General features: G+C 67.5%; 21 protein-coding genes and 1 pseudogene. 13 read left to right on the plus strand and 9 right to left on the minus strand.

What is annotated here, in order from left to right; genetic code table 11:
- Positions 1-3 precede the first annotated feature (3 nt).
- The gene (locus ACW5E8_RS02905) at positions 4-1,425 is read left to right on the plus strand and encodes a M16 family metallopeptidase (RefSeq protein ID WP_456963992.1); all 1,422 of its coding nucleotides are present in this window, start codon (positions 4-6) and stop codon (positions 1,423-1,425) included.
- A gap of 69 nt (positions 1,426-1,494) precedes the next feature.
- Here the strand turns inward: ACW5E8_RS02905 and ACW5E8_RS02910 are convergent, their stop codons facing one another.
- The 3 genes from ACW5E8_RS02910 to ACW5E8_RS02920 form a co-directional block, all read right to left on the minus strand.
- Positions 1,495-2,367, minus strand: coding sequence for a bile acid:sodium symporter family protein (locus tag ACW5E8_RS02910; protein WP_456963993.1), 873 nt, complete (start codon positions 2,365-2,367; stop codon positions 1,495-1,497).
- A gap of 148 nt (positions 2,368-2,515) precedes the next feature.
- The gene (locus tag ACW5E8_RS02915; RefSeq protein ID WP_456963994.1) at positions 2,516-3,172 is read right to left on the minus strand and encodes a C40 family peptidase; all 657 of its coding nucleotides are present in this window, start codon (positions 3,170-3,172) and stop codon (positions 2,516-2,518) included.
- Between the two features lie 110 nt (positions 3,173-3,282).
- On the minus strand, positions 3,283-3,765 hold the full coding sequence (locus tag ACW5E8_RS02920) for a C40 family peptidase (protein WP_456963995.1): 483 nt from the start codon (positions 3,763-3,765) through the stop codon (positions 3,283-3,285).
- Between the two features lie 141 nt (positions 3,766-3,906).
- Between ACW5E8_RS02920 and ACW5E8_RS02925 the strand changes: the two are divergent.
- The 4 genes and pseudogenes from ACW5E8_RS02925 to hutG all read left to right on the plus strand — a co-directional run.
- Positions 3,907-4,386 (plus strand): annotated as a pseudogene (locus ACW5E8_RS02925) (FKBP-type peptidyl-prolyl cis-trans isomerase); the annotation flags it as partial.
- 90 nt (positions 4,387-4,476) lie between these two features.
- Positions 4,477-5,727 carry an NAD(P)/FAD-dependent oxidoreductase gene (locus tag ACW5E8_RS02930; RefSeq protein WP_456963996.1) on the plus strand — a complete coding sequence of 417 codons (1,251 nt, stop codon included), beginning with the start codon at positions 4,477-4,479 and terminating at the stop codon, positions 5,725-5,727.
- The gene (gene gorA / locus ACW5E8_RS02935) at positions 5,724-7,094 is read left to right on the plus strand and encodes a glutathione-disulfide reductase (RefSeq protein ID WP_456963997.1); all 1,371 of its coding nucleotides are present in this window, start codon (positions 5,724-5,726) and stop codon (positions 7,092-7,094) included. Before ACW5E8_RS02930 ends, gorA begins: the two co-directional genes overlap by 4 nt.
- A 17-nt stretch (positions 7,095-7,111) precedes the next feature.
- On the plus strand, positions 7,112-7,891 hold the full coding sequence (gene hutG / locus ACW5E8_RS02940; protein WP_456963998.1) for an N-formylglutamate deformylase: 780 nt from the start codon (positions 7,112-7,114) through the stop codon (positions 7,889-7,891).
- A gap of 80 nt (positions 7,892-7,971) precedes the next feature.
- Here hutG and parE read toward each other — a convergent pair whose 3' ends face one another.
- The gene (gene parE / locus ACW5E8_RS02945) at positions 7,972-9,861 is read right to left on the minus strand and encodes a DNA topoisomerase IV subunit B (protein WP_456963999.1); all 1,890 of its coding nucleotides are present in this window, start codon (positions 9,859-9,861) and stop codon (positions 7,972-7,974) included.
- A 252-nt stretch (positions 9,862-10,113) separates the two neighbouring features.
- Between parE and ACW5E8_RS02950 the strand changes: the two genes are divergently transcribed.
- The 5 genes from ACW5E8_RS02950 (at position 10,114) to ispD (ending at position 15,425) form a co-directional block, all read left to right on the plus strand.
- Positions 10,114-11,778, plus strand: a complete 1,665-nt coding sequence (locus tag ACW5E8_RS02950; protein WP_456964000.1) for a CTP synthase — start codon at positions 10,114-10,116, stop codon at positions 11,776-11,778.
- A 196-nt stretch (positions 11,779-11,974) separates the two neighbouring features.
- Entirely contained in the window at positions 11,975-12,808 is an 834-nt protein-coding gene (gene kdsA, locus ACW5E8_RS02955; RefSeq protein WP_456964001.1) for a 3-deoxy-8-phosphooctulonate synthase, read from the plus strand.
- A 245-nt stretch (positions 12,809-13,053) separates the two neighbouring features.
- On the plus strand, positions 13,054-14,340 hold the full coding sequence (gene eno / locus ACW5E8_RS02960) for a phosphopyruvate hydratase (protein WP_456964002.1): 1,287 nt from the start codon (positions 13,054-13,056) through the stop codon (positions 14,338-14,340).
- A 10-nt stretch (positions 14,341-14,350) separates the two neighbouring features.
- Positions 14,351-14,668 carry a cell division protein FtsB gene (ftsB, locus tag ACW5E8_RS02965; protein ID WP_456964003.1) on the plus strand — a complete coding sequence of 106 codons (318 nt, stop codon included), beginning with the start codon at positions 14,351-14,353 and terminating at the stop codon, positions 14,666-14,668.
- 37 nt (positions 14,669-14,705) lie between these two features.
- Positions 14,706-15,425, plus strand: coding sequence for a 2-C-methyl-D-erythritol 4-phosphate cytidylyltransferase (gene ispD / locus ACW5E8_RS02970; protein ID WP_456964004.1), 720 nt, complete (start codon positions 14,706-14,708; stop codon positions 15,423-15,425).
- Here the strand turns inward: ispD and ACW5E8_RS02975 are convergent.
- From ACW5E8_RS02975 to ACW5E8_RS02990, 4 genes are all read right to left on the minus strand, one after another.
- Positions 15,422-15,763 carry a hypothetical protein gene (locus ACW5E8_RS02975; protein ID WP_456964005.1) on the minus strand — a complete coding sequence of 114 codons (342 nt, stop codon included), beginning with the start codon at positions 15,761-15,763 and terminating at the stop codon, positions 15,422-15,424. The genes ispD and ACW5E8_RS02975 overlap by 4 nt on opposite strands.
- Positions 15,760-16,362, minus strand: a complete 603-nt coding sequence (locus ACW5E8_RS02980; RefSeq protein ID WP_456965288.1) for a hypothetical protein — start codon at positions 16,360-16,362, stop codon at positions 15,760-15,762. Before ACW5E8_RS02980 ends, ACW5E8_RS02975 begins: the two co-directional genes overlap by 4 nt.
- Positions 16,363-17,176: 814 nt before the next feature.
- Positions 17,177-20,596 carry an RHS repeat-associated core domain-containing protein gene (locus ACW5E8_RS02985; RefSeq protein WP_456964006.1) on the minus strand — a complete coding sequence of 1,140 codons (3,420 nt, stop codon included), beginning with the start codon at positions 20,594-20,596 and terminating at the stop codon, positions 17,177-17,179.
- Complete coding sequence (locus ACW5E8_RS02990) at positions 20,593-22,122, minus strand: hypothetical protein (RefSeq protein ID WP_456964007.1); 1,530 nt, start codon at positions 22,120-22,122, stop codon at positions 20,593-20,595. The genes ACW5E8_RS02985 and ACW5E8_RS02990 overlap by 4 nt, the downstream gene beginning before the upstream one ends.
- A 319-nt stretch (positions 22,123-22,441) precedes the next feature.
- Between ACW5E8_RS02990 and ispF the strand changes: the two genes are divergently transcribed.
- From ispF to ACW5E8_RS03005, 3 genes are all read left to right on the plus strand, one after another.
- Complete coding sequence (gene ispF, locus ACW5E8_RS02995; RefSeq protein ID WP_456964008.1) at positions 22,442-22,921, plus strand: 2-C-methyl-D-erythritol 2,4-cyclodiphosphate synthase; 480 nt, start codon at positions 22,442-22,444, stop codon at positions 22,919-22,921.
- A 17-nt stretch (positions 22,922-22,938) separates the two neighbouring features.
- A complete protein-coding gene (truD, locus tag ACW5E8_RS03000) occupies positions 22,939-23,985 on the plus strand; it encodes a tRNA pseudouridine(13) synthase TruD (protein WP_456964009.1) in 1,047 nt (348 codons plus the stop codon).
- A gap of 103 nt (positions 23,986-24,088) precedes the next feature.
- Positions 24,089-24,319, plus strand: coding sequence for a hypothetical protein (locus ACW5E8_RS03005; protein WP_456964010.1), 231 nt, complete (start codon positions 24,089-24,091; stop codon positions 24,317-24,319).
- On the opposite strand, the gene ACW5E8_RS03010 is transcribed toward ACW5E8_RS03005, so the two are convergent.
- On the minus strand, positions 24,320-24,871 hold the full coding sequence (locus ACW5E8_RS03010) for a Smr/MutS family protein (RefSeq protein ID WP_456964011.1): 552 nt from the start codon (positions 24,869-24,871) through the stop codon (positions 24,320-24,322).
- Between the last annotated feature and the right edge of the window lie 11 nt (positions 24,872-24,882).

The raw sequence follows: 24,882 nt of genomic DNA on the forward strand, positions 1-24,882 counted from the left end.
ACCATGACCCACTTCAAGCACACGCTGCTCGCCCTGGCCGTTTCCGCGCTCGCCTGCGGTGCCGCCGTCGCCGGCCCGTCGGCCGACCTCCCCAAGGACCTGCCGCCCTACGCGGCCGACAAGCCGCTGCCGGTGCCCGGGATCGAAAAGAAGACCCTGGCCAACGGCCTCGAGGTCTGGGTGGTGCCGCGCGACGGCATCCCGCGCGTGGATTACGTGCTCGCGGTGCGCAATGCCGGCTACGTCGCCGATGCGCCCGATGCGCCCGGCTTCGCATCGCTGATGGCGGGGCTGCTGACCGAAGGCACCGCTCAGCGCGATTCGCGCGAGATCGCCGAGTTCGCCCAAGCCCAGGGCGGCGGCGTCGGTGCCTCGGTCAGCAGCGACGGCGCGCTGGTCTATGGCAATGCCCTGGCCGCCAACGCCGGCCCGATGCTGTCCCTGCTCGCCGAGGTGGTCCGCACGCCGGCCTTCCCCGACAGCGAGGTCAAGCTCGCGCAGGCCAACGCCCTGCAGGCACTGAAGGCGGCCGAAGCGCAGCCGGGCTTCCGCGCCAATCGCGCGCTGCTGTCGGCGGTCTACGGCGACCACCCGTATGCACGCACCCAGCAGACCGAAGCCTCGATCATGGCGGTCACGCCTGCGGCACTGCGCAGCGAGCACCAGCGTCGCTTCCATCCCGACCGCAGCCTGTTGGTGGTGACCGGCCGGATCGACGCCGACGACGCCTTCCGCCTGGCGGAGCAGGCCTTTGGCGATTGGGATGCCTCCGGCGTGGCCGATGTCCCCGCCACGCCGGCCGCGCCGCGCGATGCCAAGGCGCAGCGGCTGCTGCTGCAGCGCGACGGCAGCGTGCAGTCGACGCTGCGCCTGGCGAGCCCCGCGGTCGCGGCCACCGATCCCGACGCGATCCCGCTGCAGCTGGCGGGCACCGTGCTGGGCGGCAGCTTCTCCAGCCGCGTGATGCAGAACCTGCGCGAAGATAAGGGCTACACCTACGGTGCCCGCGCCGGCCTTGCGACCTCGGCCGAGGGCGGCCTCGTCAGCGGATCCGCCGACGTGCGCAACGAAGTCACCGGCGCATCGCTGACCGAGTTCTTCAAGGAATACGCGCGCATCGGCAGCGAACCGGTGCCCGCCACCGAGCTCGACGACACCAAGCGCTACGTGGCCGGCGGCTATCTGATCGGCAACCAGATGCAGGCTTCGGTGGCGGCCACGCTGGCGTCGAACTGGCTGGTCGGGCTGCCGTCGGAATACCTCGGCGAGTTCGTGCCCAAGGTCCGCGCGGTGGGCGCGGACCAGGTGCAGGCGATGGCGGCGAAGTACTTCGCACCGGAGCGCCAGAGCATCATCGTGGTGGGCGATGGTGGGGCGATTGCGGAGCAGCTGGCCGAGTGGGGCGAGTTCCAGAACGTCGAATAGACCCGACCCTCTTCCCTCGCTCCGCGGGGCACCTTCCCCCGCAAGCGGGGGAAGGGAGTCGTGGTGGGCTTACGCGGGCACCGGCACTCCGCGGGGCCGGTTGAGCCAGTACGCGAACGCGCCCGCCGTAAAGAACATCAGCAGGCTGTAGACCGCCGCGGGAATCGACATCGCCGGGTTGCCGAGTACGTTGAGGCCGATGAAGATCGCCAGGGTGCCGTTGTGGATGCCGATCTCCATCGAGATGGCGATCGCCTGCGGCCGCGGCAGCCGCAGGGCCAGCGGCGCGGCGTAGCCGGTGCCCAGGCTGGCGAGGTTGAACAGCAGGCAGGCCAACCCGACCGTGGCGATCGAGGCCAGCAGCACCTCGTAGGACTGCGCCACCGCCACCGCCACCAGCAGCGCCAGCACCAGCACCGAGAGCAGCCGCAGCGGCTTGGTCGAGGCCGCCGCGAACGCCGGCGCGAAATGCCGCACCGTCATGCCCGCGGCCACCGGCAGCAGGATGATCACCGCGACCTCGAGCACCTTCGACACCGGCGGCTGCACGTATTGCCCGGCGCCCATGAAGAATTCCAGCGAGAGGTTGAGGATCACCGGCAGGGTCAGCAGGCAGAGCAGGCTGTTGATCGCCGTGAGCGTGATGTTGAGCGCGACGTCGCCGCGCGCGAGGTGGCTGTAGATGTTGGCCGTGGCACCGCCCGGCGAGGCCGCCAGCAGCATCAGTCCCACCGCGAGTTCCGCTCGCAGGCCCAGGCCCAGCGCCAGGCCGAACGCCACCCAGGGCAGCAGCAGGGTCTGGAGGCCGAGGCCGACGAGGACGGCTTTCGGGTAGCGCCCGACGCGCCTGAAGTCCTCGATCGTGAGGCCCATGCCAAGCCCGAGCATGATCACGCCCAGCGCCAGAGGCAGGAGCAGGTTGGTCAGTAAAGAAGCCTGCATCGGTATCCCTTCCGTCCCGGTATCGAATCTGGTCGAGCTTCGCCTGCCGTCCCCGTGTCGTGCACGCCGCGCTGCAGCGCGGCCGGGCCGGACACGAAAAAGGCCGCCCGGGGGCGGCCTTCGATGCAGCGGCGTGCGAGGGCGTGCCTCAGCTGTCGAGGCCTTCGACCCGGCGCGCCTGCAGGAACCTGCCGGCCCAGTAGCCGGTGTCCAGGCGCGACACGGTGACGTCACGGCCGGTGCGCGGGGCGTGCACGAACTGGCCGTCGCCGACGTAGATGCCGACGTGGTCGACGCGCTTGCCGCGGCGGCCGAAGAACACCAGGTCGCCTGCGATCAACGCCGCGCGATCAACCTTCTCGCCGTTGCTCGCCATCTCGCGCGACACGCGCGGCAGTTCGATGCCCAGGGCGGTGCGGAACACGTAGTTCACCAGGCCACTGCAGTCGAAGCCGGAGTCCGGCGAGGTGCCGCCCCAGCGGTAGGGCGTGCCAAGCAAGCCCTTGGCGCGGCGGAGCAGGGCCTGGATGCGGCTGGGGGGCTCGGTGGCGTCAGACGCGGGGGCCCCGGCCTCGATCAGCTGGTTGACGTCGGCCGCGCTCAGCATGTCGCGGTCGGGCGCCAGCAGGCTGCCCACCAGGGCCAGGCTGGTGGAGCCGCCCAGCATCTGGTCGGCCGAATCCGCTGCCAGCGGGGCCGCCAGTACAGGCGCCGCGGCAAACGACAGCAGGATCGTGAAAAGGATGGAATGCGCCCGTGGTGCGGTGCGGCGGCGATGAGATTCGATGGGTGCGGAAAAAGTCACGCAGTCTTCACAAGTCAGAGCAGCAGCGCAGGATGGTGACCGACCGGGTTGCCTGATTTGTTAACTTTTCGTAAGTTCGACGTGAATCGGCCGTGATCGGTGTCCCCGATTCAGCGCAGGATCCGTTTCGCGCCGCTGTAGTTGCGCCGCCAGTAGCTTCCGTCCAGGTGATCCAGTCGCACGGTGCCACCGGTGCTGGGGGCGTGGACGAAGCGGCCCTCGCCGACGTAGATCCCGACGTGGGACACGTTGCCACCGCTGCCGAAGAACACCAGGTCGGCCGTCGCCAGCTTCTGCGGCTCGATCCGCGGCCCCTGATAGGCGGCGAGGTCGCGGGAAGTGCGCGGCAGCTTCAGGTCGAGCATGTCGCTGTAGACGTAATTGACCAGGCCGGAGCAATCGAAGCCGCCTTCGGGCGTGTTGCCACCGTAGCGATAGGGCGTGCCGACCAGGCTGATGGCGCGCATCAGCACCGCGTTCGCGGCCGCGGGGTCGACCGGCGTGACCTGCGGCCACTCACGCTCGCCGACGACAACGGGCCGGGGCTGGGCGGGGCGGACATCGTCCCGGCCGCAACCCGCTGCAAACAGCATGGCCGCAAGCCCCGCGATCGCGATTGGCGCACGGCGGCCCGTGTCTGGATAATGCGTGGTCTTGCCCATCGGCCGGCATCTTGGCCGACCACCCGCCTTCCTTACAAGCGGCCGCGTGCCGCGCCATCGGATCCACAGCCCATGAAGATCGAGAAAGACCGCGTCGTCCGCTTCCACTACACCGTGTCCGAACAGGGCGGCGAGCCGGTGGAAAGCTCCAAGGACAACGGCCAGCCGCTGGCCATCCTGCACGGCCACGGCAACATCATCCCGGGCCTGGAGAAGGCGATGGAAGGCCACGTCGCCGGCGACAGCTTCAGCGCCGACGTGCCGGCCGCCGAGGCCTATGGCGAGCGCCGCGACGGTCTGACCCAGCGCGTGCCGAAGAAGCACTTCGGCGGCCAGAAGCTGTCCGTTGGCGACCAGGTGGTGCTGAACACCAACTTCGGTCCGCGTGCGGTCACGATCGAGAAGATCGGCATGAGCGTGGTCGATGTCGACCTGAACCACCCGATGGCCGGGAAGGCCCTGCACTTCGACGTCGAGATCGTCGACGTGCGCGAGGCCCAGCAGGTCGAGATCGAGCACGGCCACGTGCACGGCGAGGGCGGCCACGACCACGGCGACGCCGGCCACGGCGAGCCCGCCGCCGACGCGGGCGAAGACGCCGCCAAGGCCGACTGACGGCCAGCGCGCCGCTACACTTTCGCCATGGACGAACGCGTCGATGTAGTGGTGGTGGGTGGCGGCGTCATCGGGCTGTGCACGGCGCTGTGCCTGGTCGAAGCCGGGCGCAGCGTGCGCGTGCTGGAGGCGAAGACCGTCGGCAGCGGCAGTTCGCACGGCAACTGCGGCACGCTGACGCCCAGCCACGCCGCGCCGCTGGCCGCGCCCGGCGCGATCAGCCAGGCGCTGCGCTGGATGCTGACGCCGGACGCCCCGTTCTACGTTGCGCCGCGGCTGGACCCGGGCCTGTGGCGCTGGCTGTTCGGCTTTGCCCGCCGCTGCAATGCCCGCGACTGGCGCACGGCGCTGGTCGCGCGCGCGGCCATCCTCAACGATTCGATCGCCGCCTATCCCGACTGGGTGGCGCGCCATGCCCCGAACGCGGAATACGCATCCGACGGCGTGGACTACCTCTACCAGACCGCGTCCGGGTTCGATGCGGGCGCGCGCGACCTCCCGCACCTGGCCGAAGTCGGCATCGCCGCCGAAGTGATCGACGGCGGCGAATACGAGCGCTCGGATCCCGCCCTGAAGGCGGGCCTGCATGCCGTGATCCGCTTCCCTGGCGACGCCAGCCTGCGGCCCGACCGCTATGTCGAGGGCCTGGCCAGTTCCCTGCGCGCGTCAGGCGGCGTGATCGAAGACGGTTGGGAAGTGCAGCGCATCGACGAGGACACGGACGGCGTGGTGGTGCACGGCAGCCGCGGCACGGTGCGCGCGCGCGACGTGGTCCTCGCCACCGGTGCCTGGTCGCCCACGCTGATGCGTTCGGCGGGCCTGGGCGCGCTGCCGGTGCAGCCGGGCAAGGGCTATTCGATCACCTACGACCGGCCGGCGCTGGTGCCGCGGCGCGCGCTGTCGCTGCACGAACCCGGCGTCTGCGTCACCGCGTGGGGCAGCGGGTACCGGCTGGGCAGCACGATGGAATTCTCCGGCTACAGCACCAGCCTCAACCGCCGCCGGCTCGATGCGCTCGAGCGCGGCGCCGCCAGCTTCCTGCACGAGCCCGTGGGCGCGGTGAAGCACGAGGAGTGGTACGGCTGGCGCCCGCTGAGCATCGACGACGTGCCGATCATCGGCCGCGTGCCGGGGCGTCGTCACGCCTGGATAGCGACAGGGCACGGCATGCTCGGCGTCAGCATGAGCCCCGGCACCGGACAACTCGTCTCCGACCTGATCTGCGGTCGCGAACCGCGGATCGATCCCGCCCCGTACTCCCCGGCGCGCTTCCGGTGAGCGCCGCGCGCCGCCTGCACGTCGACCTGGTCGTGGTGGGTGGCGGCTCCGGAGGGCTGGCCGCGGCTTTCCGCGCCGCCAACCATGGCGCGCGCGTGGTGCTGCTCGAACCGGGCGAACTCGGCGGCACCTGCGTCAACGTCGGCTGCGTGCCGAAGAAAGCAATGTGGCTGGCCGCCGACCTGGGTGCGCGCATCGCGCTGGCGCCGGCGCTGGGGTTTCCGGTACAGCCGGCCTGCCCGGACTGGAAGACGCTGGTCGCAAGCCGCCAAGGCTACATCGCCAACATCCACGCCAGCTACCGCAAGCGCCTGGACGAGGCCGGCATCGCGCTGCTGCCCACGCGCGGCCGCCTGGCCGGCGACGGCCTGGTGGAGTGCGATGACGGCACCCAGGTGCAGGCGGAGCACATCCTGCTGGCGACCGGCGGCCGGCCGGTCAGGCCCGACATCCCCGGCGCCGGGCTGGGCATCGACTCCGACGGCTTCTTCGCCCTGTCGGCGGCCCCAAAGCGGGTGGCGATCATCGGCGGCGGCTACATCGGCGTCGAGCTGGCCGGGGTGATGCAGGGACTTGGCAGCCAGGTGGAGCTGTTCGTGCGCGGGGACGGCCTGCTCAAGGGCTTCGATCCCGACGTGCTCGAACGCCTGCAGGGCAACATGCACCAGTCCGGCATCGCGCTGCATTTCGGCTATTCGCTGGCGGCGCTCGAAGCCGCAGGCAGCGACGACGGCGTGCGCCTGCGCGAACAGGATGGCGACGCGGGCGAGCCCTTCGACGCCGTGGTCTTCGCCACCGGGCGCCGCCCGAATACCGATGGCCTCGGCCTTGATGCCGCCGGCGTGCGCGTCACCGCGGATGCCCGTGTCGAGGTCGACGACTTCCAGTCCACCAGCGCCGAGCGGATCTACGCCGTCGGCGACGTCACCGGTCGCCTGGCGCTGACGCCCGTGGCGATCGCCGAGGGCCGGCGGTTGATGGACCGCGTGTTCGGTGGCGACCCCGATGCCCGCGTCGACCATGTCAACGTCCCCACGGTGGTGTTCTCGCATCCGCCGCTGGGCAAGGTCGGGCTGACCGAGGCGGAGGCGCGGGAGCGCTTCGGAGGCGATGCCGTGAGCTGCCACCGCACCACTTTCCGCCCGATGCTGCACGCGCTGGCCGACGTGCAGCAGCACAGCATGTTCAAGGCCGTCTGCGTGGGCGAAGAGAAGCGCGTGGTCGGCCTGCACCTGGTGGGCGAGGCCGCCGACGAGATCCTGCAGGGGTTCGCGGTGGCGGTGAAGATGGGCGCGACGCTTGCGGACTTCCACGCCACCGTCGCCATCCATCCCACCAGCGCCGAAGAGATCGTGCTGCTGCGCTGAGCGGTTAGGATCGGGGGATGGAGACCTTCACCCTGCACCGCGGCAGCACGCCGCTGCTCGTCAGCCTGCCGCACGACGGCACCCATGTCCCGGATGCGATCGCACAGCGCCTGACCGCCAGCGCGCGCGGCGTGCCCGACACCGACTGGCACGTGGCGCGGCTGTACGACTTCGCGCGCGATCTCGGCGCCTCGATCCTGGTGCCGACGCATTCGCGCTACGTGGTCGACCTCAACCGCGGCGAAGACGACACCTCGCTCTATCCCGGGCAGAACACCACCGGCCTGTGCCCGGTGCGGCAGTTCAATGGCAGCGCGGTCTACCTTGAAGGCCAGGAACCCGCGCCCGGGGATGTCCTGCAGCGCGTCGACGCGTACTGGCGGCCCTACCACGCGGCGCTGCGCGAGGAGATCGATCGCCTGAAGCAGGCGCACGGCCGCGTGGTGCTGTGGGAAGCGCACTCGATCCGCGGCGAGCTGCCCTGGCTGTTCCCGGGCCGCCTGCCGGACCTCAACCTCGGCACCGCTGGAGGCGCCAGCTGCTCACCGGAGCTGGCACAGCGCCTGGCGCTGGTGCTGGCGAAGCAGGACGGCTACGACTGGGTCGCCAACGGCCGCTTCAAGGGCGGCCATATCACGCGCCATTACGGCCGGCCCGAACAGGGCGTGGAGGCGGTGCAGCTCGAGATCGCGCAGCGTGCCTATATGGACGAGGCAACGTTCGAGTGGCTGCCGGAGCGGGCCGCTGCCCTGCAGCCGGTGCTGCGCGCGCTGCTGGAAGCCGCGCTGCGGGCCTGAACCTGGCGCCTTGCCGCCGTCCTTGTGGAAGCTGCTCCCACAGAGTCACGTTTGCTCCTGCGGGGGCCGTGCGCGCGGCGTCAGACCTCCAGCGAAGCCAGGTCGCCCTTTTCCTCCAGCCAGGACTTGCGATCCGACGCACGTTTCTTGGCCAGCAGCATGTCCATCAGCGAGCGCGTCTGGTCGGCGTCGTCGATGGTCAGCTGCACCAGGCGGCGGGTGTCGGGGTGGATCGTGGATTCGCGCAGCTGCGGCGGGTTCATCTCGCCCAGGCCCTTGAAGCGGGTCACGTTGACCTGGCCCTTGATCTTTTCTCGCGCGATCTTCTCCAGCAGCAGGCGCTTTTCTTCCTCGTCCAGGGCGTAGAACACCTGCTTGCCGATGTCGACGCGGTACAGCGGCGGCATCGCCACGAAGATGTGGCCGGCGCGCACCAGCGCGGGGAAGTGGCGCAGGAACAGCGCCGCCAGCAGGGTGGCGATGTGCAGGCCGTCGGAGTCGGCGTCGGCCAGGATCACGACCTTGCCGTAGCGCAGGCCGGAGATGTCGTCCTTGCCCGGATCGCAGCCAATGGCGATGGCGAGGTTATGCACTTCCTCCGACGCCAGCACGCTGGTGGACGCGACCTCCCAGGTGTTCAGGATCTTGCCGCGCAGCGGCAGGATCGCCTGGAAATCCTTGTCGCGCGCCTGCTTGGCGGAGCCGCCGGCGGAATCGCCCTCGACCAGGAACAGCTCGGTACGCGACAGGTCCTGGCTGATGCAGTCGGCCAGCTTGCCGGGCAGGGCCGGGCCCTGGGTGACCTTCTTGCGGGTGATCTGCTTCTCGGTCTTCAGGCGCGCGCTGGCGCGGTCGATCGCGAGCTGCGCGATCTTCTCGCCCAGCTCCACGTGGCTGTTGAGCCAGAGGGTGAACGCATCCTCGGCGGCGCCCTCGATGAAGCCCGCGGCCTGGCGCGAGCTCAGCCGCTCCTTGGTCTGGCCGCTGAACTGCGGGTCGCTCATCTTCAGGCTGAGGACGAAGGACACGCGGTCCCAGACGTCCTCGGGGGCCAGCTTCACGCCGCGCGGCAACAGGCTGCGGAACTCGCAGAACTTGCGCAGCGCGTCGGTGAAGCCCGACCTCAGGCCGTTGACGTGGGTGCCGTGCTGGGGCGTGGGGATCAGGTTGACGTAGCTTTCCTGCACCAGCTCGCCCTCGGGGATCCAGGCCGCGGCCCAGTCCACGATCTCGGTGTCCTTCTTCAGCCTGCCCATGAACAGGTCGGGCGGCAGCGACTCGCGCCCGGTGAGTTCGCCGGCCAGGTAGTCGCGCAGGCCATCGGCGTAGTGCCACTCGTCGCGCTCGCCGCTGGCCTCGTCATGCAGGGTCACGGTCAGGCCGGGGCAGAGCACCGCCTTGGCGCGCAGCAGGTGGCGCAGCGCGCGCAGGCTGAACTTCGGGGTGTCGAAATACTTCGGGTCGGGCCAGAAGCGCAGCCGGGTGCCGGTATTGCGCTTGCCGACCACGCCCACGATCTCGAGCCCGCTGGCCGGGTCGCCGTCGCGGAAGGCCATGCGGTACTCGTTGCCGTCGCGCTTGATGTGGATCTCGACCAGGGTCGACAGCGCATTGACCACGCTCACGCCCACGCCGTGCAGGCCGCCGGAGAACGCGTAGTTGCGGTTGCTGAACTTTCCGCCCGCGTGCAGGCGGGTCAGGATCAGCTCGACCCCCGGCACCTTTTCCTCGGGATGGATGTCGACCGGCATGCCGCGGCCGTCGTCGGAGACCTCGCAGCTGCCGTCCTTGAACATCGTCACCGCGATCGCGCGCGCGTGGCCGGCCAAGGCCTCGTCCACCGCGTTGTCGATGACCTCCTGCGCCAGGTGGTTGGGGCGGGTGGTGTCGGTGTACATGCCGGGCCGGCGCTTGACCGGATCCAGGCCGGACAGGACTTCGATGTCGGCGGCGTCGTAGCGTGAACTCATCGGGCGCGGGGCAGGGACTGCGTGGGGAGGGAAGCCGACCAGAATGGCGGCCTGCCGGAGGCCGGTCAAGGCAGGTGTCACGAGTCAAGGGCATCGCGGCTATAGCCGCTCCCACCGGCCCGCTCCCAGGGGCCAACGGGGCCGGCCGCCTGTGGGAGCGGCTATAGCCGCGATACCCCGCCCGGTGCCCTGTCAAGGTCGCCCCTGCAACCGCCAGCCGCTAGACTATGGCTTTCCTGCGGCAGCATGACCATGACTCCCCTTATTTTCGTCACCGGCGGCGTGGTGTCCTCGCTGGGCAAGGGCATTTCCGCGGCGTCGCTGGCGGCCGTCCTCGAAGCCCGCGGCCTGCGGGTGACGATGATGAAGCTCGACCCCTACATCAACGTCGACCCCGGCACCATGAGCCCGTTCCAGCACGGCGAGGTCTACGTGACCGACGACGGCGCCGAAACCGACCTCGACCTGGGCCACTACGAGCGCTTCGTCAACGTGCGCCTGTCGGGCAAGAACTCGATCACCACCGGCAAGATCTACGAGAGCGTGATCCGCAAGGAGCGCCGCGGCGACTACCTGGGCGCCACCGTGCAGGTGATCCCGCACATCACCGACGAGATCAAGCGCTGCATCGACACCGCCACCCAGGGCTTCGACGTCGCCCTGGTGGAGATCGGTGGCACCGTGGGCGACATCGAGTCGCTGCCGTTCCTCGAGGCGATCCGCCAGATCCGCACCGAGCGCGGCCCGGACAAGGCCCTGTTCCTGCACCTGACCCTGGTGCCGTACATCGCCGCCGCCGGCGAGCTCAAGACCAAGCCCACCCAGCACTCGGTGAAGGAGCTGCGCTCGATCGGCATCCAGCCCGACGTGCTGCTGTGCCGCAGCGAGCAGCCGCTGCCCGACAGCGAGCGCCGCAAGATCGCCCTGTTCACCAACGTCTCCGAGAAGGCCGTGATCTCGGTGGTGGACCTCGACAACATATACAAGATCCCGATGTGGCAGCACCTGCAGGGCCTGGACGCGATCGTGCTCGAGCGCCTGCGCCTGGAAGGCAAGGCCACGGCGGTGGCGGACCTGTCCGAGTGGGAAGCCGTGGTCGATGCCACCGAGCATCCGATCGACGAGGTGAACATCGCGGTGGTCGGCAAGTACGTCGACCACAAGGACGCCTACAAGTCGGTGGCCGAGGCCCTGCGCCACGGCGGCATCCGCCAGCGCACCCGCGTGAACCTGAAGTGGGTGGAGTCGCAGGACATCGAGCGCGACGGCGCGGTGGCCGTGCTGGCCGGCGCCGACGGCGTGCTGGTGCCGGGCGGTTTCGGCGACCGCGGCTTCGAGGGCAAGGTGCTGACCTCGCAGCATGCGCGCGAGACCGGGCTGCCGTACTTCGGCATCTGCTACGGCATGCAGGCCGCCGTGGTCGACGTGGCCCGCAACATGGCCGGGCTCAAGGGCGCGAACAGCACCGAGAACGACCGCAAGACCCCGCACCCCGTGATCGGCCTGATCACGGAATGGCGCACCCAGGCCGGCGAAGTGCAGCGCCGCAGCGAAGAGAGCGACCTCGGCGGCACCATGCGCCTGGGCCTGCAGGAGCAGCGCCTGAAGCCGGGCACCAAGGCGCGCGCGCTCTACGGCAAGGACGTGGTGGCCGAGCGCCACCGCCACCGCTACGAGTTCAACAACCGCTACCGCACCCAGCTGGAAGACGCGGGCCTGGTGATCAGTGCCAAGTCCATGGACGACCTGCTGGTCGAAATGGTGGAGCTGGCCGACCACCCCTGGTTCATCGCCTGCCAGGCGCACCCCGAGTTCCTGTCGACCCCGCGCGGCGGCCACCCCCTCTTCATCGGCTTCGTCCGCGCCGCGCGCGAGCGCAGGGCTGGCGGGAAGCTTCTGAAAGAAGCAACGGCATGAGCGTTTTTGGCCACGGATTGACGCGGATAAACGCGGATCAAGCGAAAACCCGTAGGAGCAGCTATAGCTGCGACCCGGGAGCTAGGTCGTGGGTCGGTGACAGTAGCTATCGCAGCTATAGCTGCTCCTACAAAATCATGGCTTTTGCTCTATCCGCGTTTATCCGCGTAAATCCGTGGCAAAAAAAGGCTTGTCAATGAACCTCTGTGGATTCGAAGTTGGCCTCGACCAGCCGTTCTTCCTGATCGCCGGCCCCTGCGTCATCGAGAGCGAGCAGCTGCAGCTTGATGTCGCGGGTCGGCTCAAGGAGATCACTTCAGCGCTCGGCATCAACTTCATCTTCAAGTCGAGCTTCGACAAGGCCAACCGCACCTCGGGCACGGCCTTCCGCGGTCCCGGCATGGAGGAAGGCCTTCGCGTGCTGGCCGAGGTGAAGCGGCAGATCGGCGTGCCGGTGCTCACCGACGTCCACGAGTACACGCCGATGGACGAAGTGGCGAGCGTGGTGGATGTGCTGCAGACGCCGGCCTTCCTGGTGCGCCAGACCGATTTCATCAAGAAGGTCTGCGCCGCCGGCAAGCCGGTGAACATCAAGAAGGGCCAGTTCCTGTCGCCCTGGGACATGAAGCCCGTGGTCGAGAAGGCCAAGTCGACCGGCAACGACCAGATCATGGTCTGCGAGCGCGGCGCCAGCTTCGGCTACAACAACCTGGTCAGCGACATGCGCTCGCTTGCGGTGATGCGCGACACCGGTTGCCCCGTCGTGTTTGACGCCACCCATTCCGTGCAGCTCCCGGGCGGGCAGGGCACCTCCAGCGGCGGCCAGCGTGAGTTCGTGCCGGTGCTCGCACGTGCCGCGATCGCCGTCGGCGTCGCCGGCGTCTTCATGGAAACCCACCCCGATCCCGCCAAGGCGCTGAGCGACGGACCCAACGCCTGGCCGCTGGACAAGATGCGCGCCCTGCTGGAAACGATGCTCGAACTGGATGCGGTCACCAAGCGTGGCGGCTTCCTGGAAAGTCAGATCTAGAAGCTTTGCCACGGATTTACGCGGATAAGGGCGGATTTACACGGATAGATCAAGAACTGAATCTTCCTTGCTGTAGGAGCAGCTATAGCTGCGACCGCACATGGACCCCAGCTCGGGAACGCAGCTATAGCTGCTCCTACATTCGCAAGATGTTTGCTCTATCCGTGTAAATCCGCCTTATCCGCGTAAATCCGTGGCAAAAAATGCTCTTCCCGTAATCCCACATAAAGCGACAAAGCGAGCCCATGACCAATATCGCCAAGATCCATGCCCGTGAAATCCTCGACAGCCGTGGAAATCCCACGCTGGAAGCCGAGGTGACCCTCGCCGATGGCGGATTCGGCCGCGCGATGGTGCCCTCGGGCGCATCGACCGGTACGCGCGAGGCGGTGGAGCTGCGCGACGGCGACAAGACGCGCTACCTCGGCAAGGGCGTCACGCAGGCGGTGGCCAACGTCAACGGCGCGATCGCGGATGCGCTGAAGGGCTTCGATGCCGCCGACCAGGCGGGCCTCGACAAGCGGCTGATCGATCTGGACGGCACCGACAACAAGGGCCGGCTGGGCGCGAATGCGCTGCTGGGTGTTTCGATGGCGGCGGCGCACGCGGTGGCGGCCTCGCGTCGGATCCCGCTGTGGCAGCTGCTCGCGGGCGACCGCGCGCCCGTGCTGCCGGTGCCGATGATGAACATCATCAACGGCGGCGCGCATGCCGACAACAACGTCGACCTGCAGGAATTCATGGTGCTGCCCGTAGGCTTCGACTCCTTCTCCGAGAGCCTGCGCGCGGGCACCGAGATCTTCCACGCGCTGAAGTCGGTGCTGAAGGGCCATGGCCTGAGCACGGCGGTCGGCGACGAGGGCGGCTTCGCCCCCGACCTGCGCAGCAACGTGGAGGCGCTCGACACCATCCTCGAAGCCATCGGCAAGGCCGGCTACCGCGCCGGCGACGACGTGCTGCTGGGCCTGGACGTGGCTTCGAGCGAGTTCTACGACAACGGGAAGTACCACCTGGTAGGCGAGGGCAAGCGCCTGTCGGCGGAGCAGTTCACCGACTTCCTGGCCTCGTGGAGCGACCAGTACCCGATCGTCACCATCGAGGACGGCATGGCCGAGGCCGACTGGGACGGCTGGAAGCTGCTCACGCAGCGCCTGGGCAACCGCGTGCAGCTTGTCGGCGACGACCTGTTCGTGACCAACCCCTCGATCTTCCGCGAGGGCATCGACACCGGCACCGCGAATGCGATCCTGATCAAGGTCAACCAGATCGGCACCCTGACCGAAACGCTGGAGGCCATCACCATGGCCGACGCCGCCGGTTACGCCGCCGTCATCTCGCACCGCTCCGGCGAGACCGAGGACACCACCATCGCCGACATCGCGGTGGCGACCACGGCCACCCAGATCAAGACCGGCTCGCTGTGCCGCAGCGACCGCGTGGCCAAGTACAACCAGCTGCTGCGTATCGAGGAGTCGTTGGGCGCGGGCGCGCGCTTTGCCGGCCGCGACGCCTTCGTCTCGCTGAAGCGCTGACGGAACCGCCATGCGCACGCTGCGGATCGTGCTGGTGGTGCTGGTCGCGCTGCTGGCGTGGCTGCAGTACCGCCTGTGGTTTGGCAGCGGCGGCAACAACGAGGTTGCCCAGCTGCAGGCGCAGGTCGAGCAGCAGGCGCGGCAGAACGATGGCCTGCGCGAGCGCAACGCCGCGCTCGCCGCCGAGGTCGCCGACCTCAAGTCCGGCGAGGCGGCGATCGAGGAGCGCGCGCGCGCGGAACTGGGGATGATCAAGCCCGGCGAGGTGTTCTATCGGGTGGTCGACCACGCGCAGCCGGCGGCGGACGCGGAGGAAGAGTCGCAATGAACCGGACCGTTATTTCTGGCAACGACGGAGATGCCCAGTGACCTGGGTCGTGGTCCCGGCCGCTGGCCGCGGCGCGCGCTTCGGCGGCGCCGTGCCCAAGCAGTACCTGGAGGTCGCTGGCGAGCCGCTGATCGCGCACAGCTTGCGCGCGTTGTTCGCACACCCCGGCGTCAAGGGCGCGGTGGTGGCGCTGACCGAGGGCGACACCCGCTGGCAGGGCTGGAGCGACGGCAGTGGTCGTCCGGTGATCGCCTGCACCGGTGGCGACACGCGCGCGGAATCGGTGCTGGCCGGCCTCGCCGCACTCCCCGACGACGTGCGCCCCGATGCCTTCGTGCTGGTGCACGATGCCGCCCGCCCGAACCTGCGCCTGCTGGACCTTGCGGCCCTGCTCGAGCGCGGCCGCGAGGATCCGGTGGGCGCCATCCTCGCCAGCCCGGTGCGGGACACGCTCAAGCGCGCGGGCGACGATGGCGGCATTGACCGCACCGAGCCCCGCGACCGCCTGTGGCGCGCGTTGACGCCGCAGCTGTTCCGGCGCCTGCAGCTGGGTCGTGCGCTGGAGGCCGCCGCTGCCGATGGCGTCGAAGTCACCGACGAAGCCATGGCCATGGAGCGCCAGAGTGCGCGGCCGCTGCTGGTCGAAGGCGCCGCGGACAACATCAAGATCACGACGCCAGACGACCTGGCCTATTTCGAATTCCTGCTGGCGAGAAGGTGCGAAGCGCCCGATGAGTGGGCTTCGTCTCGGCGCTAGGCTTGGCCATATAAAACAGATGACGAGAGCCCGGCTGCCAACGTAAGAAGAAACCAAGCCATAGATATATATAGTCGGCGGCGAGTCTTCGTGGCCATGGCTACAATTTCAGCTGGCAGCTTGATGCCATAGAGTTCGTCGCCCTTTACGTTCTGCATGGCTTGATAAGCACCATGAGCCCAACCAAGCCCTGTCCGGGTGCGCAATTTGTTGGCGAGCAGATCGTTGAACTCAATAAATGATGTTCGCAGTGAATGCAACGAAATGAAGTAGATCGGGGCAGTCACAAGCATGCCAAGCCAGCCTAAAACGAGCAGAAAATTCAGCAGAGTATTCAAAGTTCCTTCTCCCAGCCGAGCGTTGCTGGTGGCCGTACAATTAATTCGCCCCCGAGCCCACCGCCTGTGGAGACGTACAAGCTCCCACCACCATGGTCGTTAAATTTGACTACTATTCCGACGGCAAGTCCACCGCCGATCTTTAGTTTTGCGTATCCCATGGGGTTACCCTTCATAGTGATATCCGTTGTTCCCTCTGCATCCCCCCACGAGAACAGCCTGAAGTTTGCGTTGGCACCAACGAATGCTCCAAGTCCGATGACTTTATAGACTCCAACCCGATCGCTTTGCCACGGTCGAGTGGTCTTGATCGCTATCGCTTCAAAACCAACCCCTACTGCGCCTGCGCCACTTGCGGAGAATGAGGTGCGCCTGGCTCCGCGCTCAGTGATGTTGCTCGCAAGTTCCATGACGTTGTTTGCCAGCGGGATCTGCGGCTGGGTCCCCGTTTGACTTCTGGAGACGCTTGTTACTCCCCCCTGTGCACTCATAGCGCCATGCGACAGCATTCCTTTCGCAACCTCACTTCCTCGTAAGTGCGAGCCCGTGGTCTTTTGATCATCCCCATCTACAGCTTGTCGGCCGTCGGGGTCGATCAAGCCGTACGGATTGTTGTTCGCGTACCGATATCGGTGGAACTGCCCAACTGGATTTAAGTGCGCGGACACGGGATCCGTGGACAAGAATAGTCCAACTTCGGGGTCGTAATAGCGCTGAACACTCTGACCCGACGCGGATTCCGCCTGTTGCTGCGATCAACCCCCGACGCCATGCGGCCTGCCGCCGCCAACTGCCCTTGAAGCACCCCTGCCGTTCTCGCCAAAGCTCTTGAAGCGACTTTCGGCTGCCAGCGTCGCAGCGTCAAGGACGCTATCCACCCGTTGCCCCCCCCACGCAAGCCCAACTGTGGGGATGCAATGAGCATCGCCGCCGTTGGTTGCGGGCGCGCAAAAGGCGTGAAGCTGACCCGGTTAGTTGGTCCTCGGTAATCACTTCAATTGTTCGCAGCGAGAATTATAGGAACCAACGGGCTCGATATTTTTCCGGAGAAGTAGCCGCCACCTTCAAGAAAGACGCAAGGCTTCTCATAGCGTTGAAAGCTATTGATAGGCATGGTGCCGTAGACCGTGGTAGGTCTCGCGCTCGGGAAATTGCCGCCCTCAATCCTCTTGCCATCCAAGAATGGCTGCAAGGGAAACTTCTTAGAGTTGTCCGCACACTCAACCACAACAATCGAAAAGTATAACTCCCGTTCTTTGATCACTTGGACATCACGCTGGTCAAGCATAACTTCAACAATTACATTCGCGTCGATAATGCGTGCGCTAGTCGAAGTCGGGTCTGCGCTATGTGTGCACGCGGTCAAAATCAATGCGAACGCGCAAACTGTGATTGTATAATTCGGTCGCATGATTAGGGGTTCCGCTTTTCTTGATAAGAGGCGTCGATGGTCTCCGTGGCTTTGGCCTCGTTCATCATCGTATTGAAATAACCGTGATGTGCGTTGGATGTCTGGGACGTGGTGGCTCCTGACGTGTTAGTCGCTCCGAAAACCGCATGACCAACACTTGCGACCTTGTCTGAGCGATCGCCGGTTCCAGGATCTGCTGCGATGTTCACCCAGTTCTCAGTGTTGGCGGGTTTTACGCCATTGCCGGCTTGCTCACCCACTGGATCAATCGTAACCAGGTTGGTTATCGTCGCACCGGAATCATTGGCGTGCTTAATCGCTTGACTACCACCCAAGCTGTGTCCAATCACATTGAGAGGCTCGCCGTCGGCCAACCCCTTGGACATGGCTTCCGAAATACTTCCAGACTCTCTCCAGCTGAAGTATTGAATGTCGCGGTCTGGGTGCAACTGTTGTTGAGCTGCAGCATACGACTGAACAATCTGCGAACCGTTCTTGTCTCCACCGCCACCGATGTAAATGTCACGACGCCCATCCGGATCAACTCGGGTGTATGGATTGTTGCTGGCGTACCGATATCGATGGAACTGCCCTACCGGGTTTGAATACGCCGTCACCGGATCAGCGGATAGGAACACGCCCAGCATCGGATCGTAATAGCGCTGCTGCATATACACGAGCCCGGTCGCCGCGTCTTCCAAGTGCCCCGTATATCCGGGCCCATCGCGCAACGCCCGGTTGATCACCTGCCCATACGGTTCGTACTCGCTTTCCTCCGCCCTTGAGCGGTCCTGCCGCGTCACCACCACCGGACTGCCCAATGCGTCGGTGTGCTGGTACTTCACCGGTTCCGGGCCTGCGCCGAGCGAAGGCTTCTCGTGGATGGCAACCAGGGTGCCGCCAAGAAAGACGTGATCGGTCTGTAGCGCGGTCTTCTCGCTCTTCTGGTACAGCAGCCTGCCGTCCAGCCCGTACTGCGAGAACACTGTTCCCGCATCGATCTGCATGGCCAACACACGACGGCCATGGCCGTCGTATCGATAGCGTTCCACACCATCGACTTCCCGCAGCCGGTTGCCGAAGTCGAAGCGGTAGGTTTGCGCGGTGCCGCCGGTGGGTTCGCGTGACTGCAGGTTGCCCTGCGCGTCGAACTGCAGCGTGAAGAGTGACGTGCCGCTGCAGCCTCCCGCCCTGATGCCACCAAGCTGGCGCTTGGCGTTGTAGCAGTAATGGTGGTTGCGGCCCGTGGGGCCGCCCACGTTCACCTGCGTGAGGTCGTCAAGCACGTTGTAGACGTAGTTCGCGCCGGTCGGCCCGTACATCTCCGAGGCGACGGACGTCAGCCGGTCCAGTCCGTCGTACGTCATCGTGCGCGACCGGGCGCCGCCCTTGGCCAGGCGCAGGTCGGCGATGGCAGTGACGTTGGCGTTCCGGTCGTAGGCATAGCCGTCGTGCAGAAACTCCTCGGCCCCGTACACCGACGACACCGTGCCCGGCAGCTGGCGCGCGTTCGGCGCCATCGCATGCACGATGCCGTTGCCATAGGTGAAGCCTGCGACCGCGCCGTTGGGGTGGTAGCCGATGCCGCTGGCGTAGGTCGCGCCGGCGCTGGTGATCGCCGTGGGCTGGCCCAGGGCGTTGACCGCGGTCGTGACCACGCGGCCGCTTGGATACGTCAGCTTGATCTCGTGCCCATTGGCGTCGTATGCGTGCCCGACCAGGAACATGTACCAGGCCGGTACCGCGATGGCTTCGGTAGTCAGCAGGCCACGCCGGTGGTAGCCGTACAGGTTGCGGGTTTCCTTGGGATCGCCGCCCTCGACGCCGATGTTCCAGGTACTTATCTGGTGCGGCTTGCCGTCCCGGAAGTAGGTCCACGCCTGGTCGCCATTGCCGTTGCCGTTGCTGTCCTTGGGGAAGGACAGGGTCTTCAGCCGACTGCGCGCGTCGTAGGTGCGGTCCACCCGGCGGGCGCTGATGGTGGGCGTGGTGCCGGCCAGGTGACAGGCCGTGGCCGCCGGCAGGCCCGCGGCCGACCACGCCAGGTTGCCGGTGCCGTCATAGCCCATCAGGGTGGCGCCCGTCTCTGGTTCCACGCTGCGGCACAGCTCCTGATGCGGGTTGTAGGCATAGGTCCGGTCGACCGCCAGCGTTCCGCCGGCAGGATTGGTGTGGTTGCTGCGCCGGAGCAGCGTCGGCTTGCCGAACACGTCTCGGGCGATGTGGGTGAAGGCGCCCTCCGGATGGGTGATATGCACCGGGAGGTCGGTGGTCGGTTGGTCCCAGGCCAGATAGCGGGTCAGCGTCTGCTGGTTCTCCGCATTGGTGACGTGCGTCTGGAAGCCGGACTCGTAGAGCGTGGTGGTGGTCAGCAGGCCCTGCTCACTATCCTGCGAGACCGAGGTCGCGCGGCCCAGCGCGTCGTACTCCGTCCAGGAACCGGAAGTGGGGTTGTGCACGGTGGCCGGGTAGGAGGCGAAGGTGGTGCGCCCCTCGTGGTCGTAGGCGAAGCGCTGGAAGCGCTGGGTCCCCGCCGCGTTGGCCGTGTCGTACTCGCGCGTCACCAGCGGGCGCCACAGGGCGTCGAAGTAGGAGACCCGGCGGCCATTGCCGGTCGCCACCGTTTGCCGCCAATGGCCGGCCGGGATCCCGTATTCGGTGCTGTCGACTTGCTGGAAAGCCTGGGTGGTGGCCGCCCACGTGCTGGTGTTGCAAGTATGGGCCGCAGCTTCGGAGGGGTAGGTGACCTGGCTGATCCGGCCCATGGCGTCGTAGAGATAACAGGTGCGCGAGCCGTTCTCGTCGTCGATCCAGTCGATCCAGCCGCGGTCGTTCACATGCGCGGCGTGCATCGCGCCGGACGGCGCTTCGGGCGTGGCCGGATAGGTGATCAGCTGCGGGATGCCGTGCTTCCAGTCGGCCAGGGTGGTGGCATGACCATTGCCGTCGGCCACGCTCGCGGCGGTGCCGCGCTGGCCGCCGGGTAGCGGTGCGGCCGTGTTCCAGCCCAACGTCTGCTCGATCTTGCCGAAGCGTTCGGTGACCAGGGGCAGGGCGTAGGTGGGGTCGTAGCTGCGCTTGAACATCTCCGTGCCGCCGCCGCAGCCGGCCGGCAGCGCAGTGAACGGACCAATGCAGACCGCGCGGTGGACCTGCCCCAGGACCCACTTGACCATGTTGTCCCAGTAGAACGTCTCCTCCTGGCGAGTCGGGTTGCCCGGAAGGGTACTCGATCTGGTTACGCTCTTCGGCCGGGCGAAGGTGTCGAAGGTGTTGGCCTGCCAGATGAAGTTGATGTCATCCTGCTGGATGGTCCGGTTGGTCACCGGCCGCTGGCGGACGCTGGCGGGGTCGCCGACTCCGCCGAGGTTCGACCCTTGCAACCCATGGAACGGCTGCGCTGCGGCCTGTGCTTCGGTCATGTATGTGCTGGTCTCGCTCCGCGCCACCGTGGTGTTGGCGCGCGCAACGTTTCCACTTTCAGCTGGCGCCCATCGTTGTCGTGGTAGCGCATGCCGAAGGTGTAGCGCGTGGCGCTGGCGTCAGGATGGGTGACGGTCACCGTCTTGCTCGCGGTGCAGGTGGTGCAGGGATACGACGGGGGCTCGGTCGGCAGGCCCCAGAGGCTCTGCAGGTGGGCGGCATAGCTGTACGTCCATTCCTGCGCCTGCAGCCCAGGGCCGCTCAGGGTCTTGCTGTCGATGCTCATCACGTCGAAGAAGTGCGGTACCCGGAGACGGTAGCTGGGATCGTAAAGATCTCCGGTGCGCTCGCATTCGGTGACATGGACGCCGCTGCGGGAGTGCCTGCGGTTGTTGAATTCGAACGTACCCACGGCTCCCGATGGGTGCGTGGAGGTCAGAACCAGGGAGTCTTCCTGCAGCAGAGGGAAGCCGGCGCACCAGGGCAGCGTCGGCACCCCGACGGAGTCGGGCGGCGGCATCAGGTCGTTTGAGTAGGTGTATTTCCAGGTGCTGTGGTCGGGTCGTTCGACTTCTGAAAGACGGGCATTCAGCCCGCTGCCAGTGTGGGTATACCTGTAGTGCCACGTCCGGCCCTGGCTCGCGGCCGTCGCCAAGCGTCCGCCGGTGTAGGTCAGCGTGATCTCGCGGTCGTCGTTGGACCAGATCCGGGTCGGGTGTCCATTCGCGTTGTACTGGAGCTCCACGGTATTGCCGAACCGGTCCTCGATCTTGCTGGCCAGGAGGTACAGCCGGTTGCGCGGTGCGTAGACGGTCAACGGCATCTGGCCGGACCGCTTGACCAGTCCTTCCAGCGTGGCTGCAGTACGCGTGGTCGGAGTATCGAAGTGGTAGCGAAGTCCCGACACGGTGGTCATCCGGAAACCCTGGCCCGTGAAGCCCGGCTTCATCGGAATGCACTCGAAGACGTCGCGGTCGGGTGTGGTCAGCTTGTACGTCGCGCCCCCGGTGGGGCGCGGAAGTTCGGCCAGCATGCCCAGGGCGTTCATGCTGCCCCGGCCCGGGACGTTGACGGTCACGCCCTGCCAGATGTCGCCACGATGGAAACCCTGTGGGGCTCCGCTGGGCACGTATCCGCCATCGCAGCGCAACGCGGCTCCGGCGGAAACCAGATAGGTTGCGGCCATGTGCGGCACGTCCACGTCCCAGTTGCCCATGCCACGGAGCAGGGCGTCGTAGCTGCGAATCAGGTTTTGCGGCTGAAGCTCGACCGAGAAACGTCGGGTCAGCTGCACCGGCAGAGCGTTGTTGCCCGGGACGTCGATGTCGGTGACCGCGAAGGCGGTACTGCCGTTGTATAGGCTGACCTGCTCGCCGAACAGGCCGTGCTCGAGCGGCGAAATGTTCTGGGCAGTCTCGACGCGTTTGCGGTACTCGACGTAGGGCTCGATGGCGTCTTGGGCAAAGAGGCCGGGTGACGCGACCAGCAGAGCCAGCGGGAAGAGCAGTCGGGATGCGACGTTCATGGTCCCCTCCATCTGCCGGCCGCAGTGCACGCCGACCGTGGATGTGGCCCCGATCAACCGGCCAAGCGTTGAGCGGGACGGCGGCGCTCCAATGCAACTCCCCGGGCGCCAACGGTTTCCCTGTAGCACGGTTCGCGGCGAGGAAGAAAATCGCGGCGACGGCGGCGCCTTTGCTACCGGTAGGAGGTGTGCGCTTACTGTGGGAGCGGCCATGGCCGCGATCGCGGCTGTAGCCGCTCCCACAGGGTCTCGGGGGCGGATTGGGCAGGTTCGCTTCATACTTGCCGGCCCCAGTCCCGATCTTCAGGAATCCAGCCCAATGACCATCCGCATCGGCCACGGCTACGACGTCCACGCGTTTGGCGAGGGCGATCACGTGATGCTCGGCGGCGTGCGCGTGCCGCACGACCGCGGCCTGGTCGCGCACAGCGACGGCGACGTGATCCTGCACGCACTTTGCGACGCCATGCTCGGCGCGCTGGCGCTGGGCGACATCGGCGTGCATTTCCCGCCGTCCGACGAGCGCTGGAAGGGTGCCGACAGTCGCGTGCTGCTGCGCCACTGCGCGGCGCTGGCCGCCGAGCGCGGCTGGAAGGCCGGCAACGTCGATGCCACCGTGATCTGCGAACGCCCGAAGGTCGGTCCGCACGCGCAGGCGATGCGCGAGGCGATCGCGGCGGACCTCGGCATCGCGCTGGACGCGGTCAGCGTCAAGGCCACCACCAGCGAGCGCCTGGGCTTCATCGGCCGCGAAGAGGGCATCGCCGCGCAGGCCGTGTGCCTGCTCGTGGCGGCGTGAGCGAAGCGACGCGTCGCATGGAGCTTCCGCGCGCCCACGGCGCGCCGGTGCTGGCCGCGCGGATGCGGGTCACTCCGGAAGATTTCGACGTCACCGAGATTGCCGGCTTCGACGCCAGCGGTGCCGGCGAACACCTGCTGCTGACGGTCGAGAAGCGAGGCATGAACACCGCCTTCGTCGCGCGCCTGCTGGCCGAGTGGGCCGGCGTGGACGAGCGCACGGTCGGCTACGCGGGGCTGAAGGACCGCCACGCGGTTACGCGGCAGCGCTTCAGCGTGCAGCTGCCGGGGCGGGAGGCGCCGGACATCGCGACGCTCGAGCGCAGTGACCCGGCCACCGGGCAGGCGCTGCGGGTGCTCGACCATGCCCGGCATGCACGCAAGCTGCCGCGCGGTGCACTGGTAGGGAACCGCTTCGTGTTGGTGCTGCGCGATGTCGAAGGCGATGCCGCCACCATCGAGGCGCGGCTGCAGGCCATCGCCGCCCGCGGCGTGCCCAACTACTTCGGCGTGCAGCGCTTCGGCCGCGGCGGCGGCAACGTCGACAAGGTGCGACGTATGTTTGCGGGGATGCGCGTGCGCCGCGACGAACGCGCGCTGCTGCTGTCGGCCGCGCGCTCGGAGCTGTTCAACCGGGTGCTGGCCGCGCGCGTGGAATCAGGCCGCTGGGATCGCGGCCTCGAAGGCGAGGCGTGGATGCTCGACGGCAGCCGCAGCGTGTTCGGACCCGAGCCGTGGAGCGACGCGCTGGCGGTGCGGCTTGCCGCGTTCGACATCCACCCCAGCGCGCCGCTGTGGGGCCGCGGCGAGCTGCGCAGCGTGGACGACGCACGGGCGCTGGAACTGGCCACGTTGGCGGACGACGACAGCATGGCGCTGCGTGCCGGACTGGAAGGCGTCGGCCTGAAGCAGGAGCGCCGCGCGACCCGCCTGCGGCCCGACGGACTGGCCTGGCGCTGGCTGGCGGGCGATGTCCTGGAGCTCGGGTTCGCGCTGCCCGCCGGCACCTACGCCACCTCCGTCCTGGCCGAGCTGGGCGCCGTGGCCGATCCGCACGCAGCCTGAGCCGCCGCCTGTCGGAAACCGCTCCCAGGCACTGGCCCGGCGGCACTGCCGGGTATAGAGCTGGGCTGCGCGCCGCGTTGGCGCGCAATGACGGGAGACGATCATGAGAACGCATCTCCGTATGGTCCTGATGGCGATGGCGGCCGTGATGCTGGCAGCCTGCGCCACGGATGGCAGCCAATTGTCGAAAGCCACGCCCCAGCACCAGGGCAGGCTCGTCACCGACACCGAATACGTCGCCTACGTAGAGCGAAAGGCGCTCAGCCGCGGCGTCGAGGTGTACTGGGTGCAGCCGCCGACACGGGCCGTCGCCAGCACCGACACCGACGAATAGTCAGCGCCGGGCCAGCAGCACCAGCACCGCGCCGGTCCCGCCCTGGGCGGGCGGCGCGGAATGGAAGGCCAGCACGTCCGCGCGATGGCGCAGGACACGGTCGACCACGTTCTTCAGCACCGGCAGGCTGTCTGGTGAATTGAGTCCCTTGCCGTGGACCACGCGCACGCAGCCGTGGCCGGCGTCGCGAGCCTCGGCCAGGAAGCGGCGCAGCAGGATTTCGGCAGTGCCGGCATCGGTGTGGTGCAGGTCGAGCTCGTCCTGGGCGGCGTAGAGCCCCTGTGACAAGCGCTTGAGGGTGCGTGGCGGCACCTGGTCGCGGCGGTGCGAGAGCACGTCGCCGCGTTCGATCACGAAGGCCTCGCCGCGGCCCAGCCGGAAATCCTCGCGCGCCTGCGCTTCGTCGCGCTCGGCCATGCGGGCCCGCGGCCGTGGGCGCGGGCGCCCGGGCGGGGCGGGAGCTGCGGGCAGTTCGCGCACCGGGCCGACCGCGGCGCGGAACAGGGCCGCATCGTCCTCGTCGTCGTCGTGTTTTCCGCCCGGTCCAGACATGGTGCAAGCCT

The sequence above is a fragment of the Luteimonas sp. A649 genome, assembly GCF_054072735.1.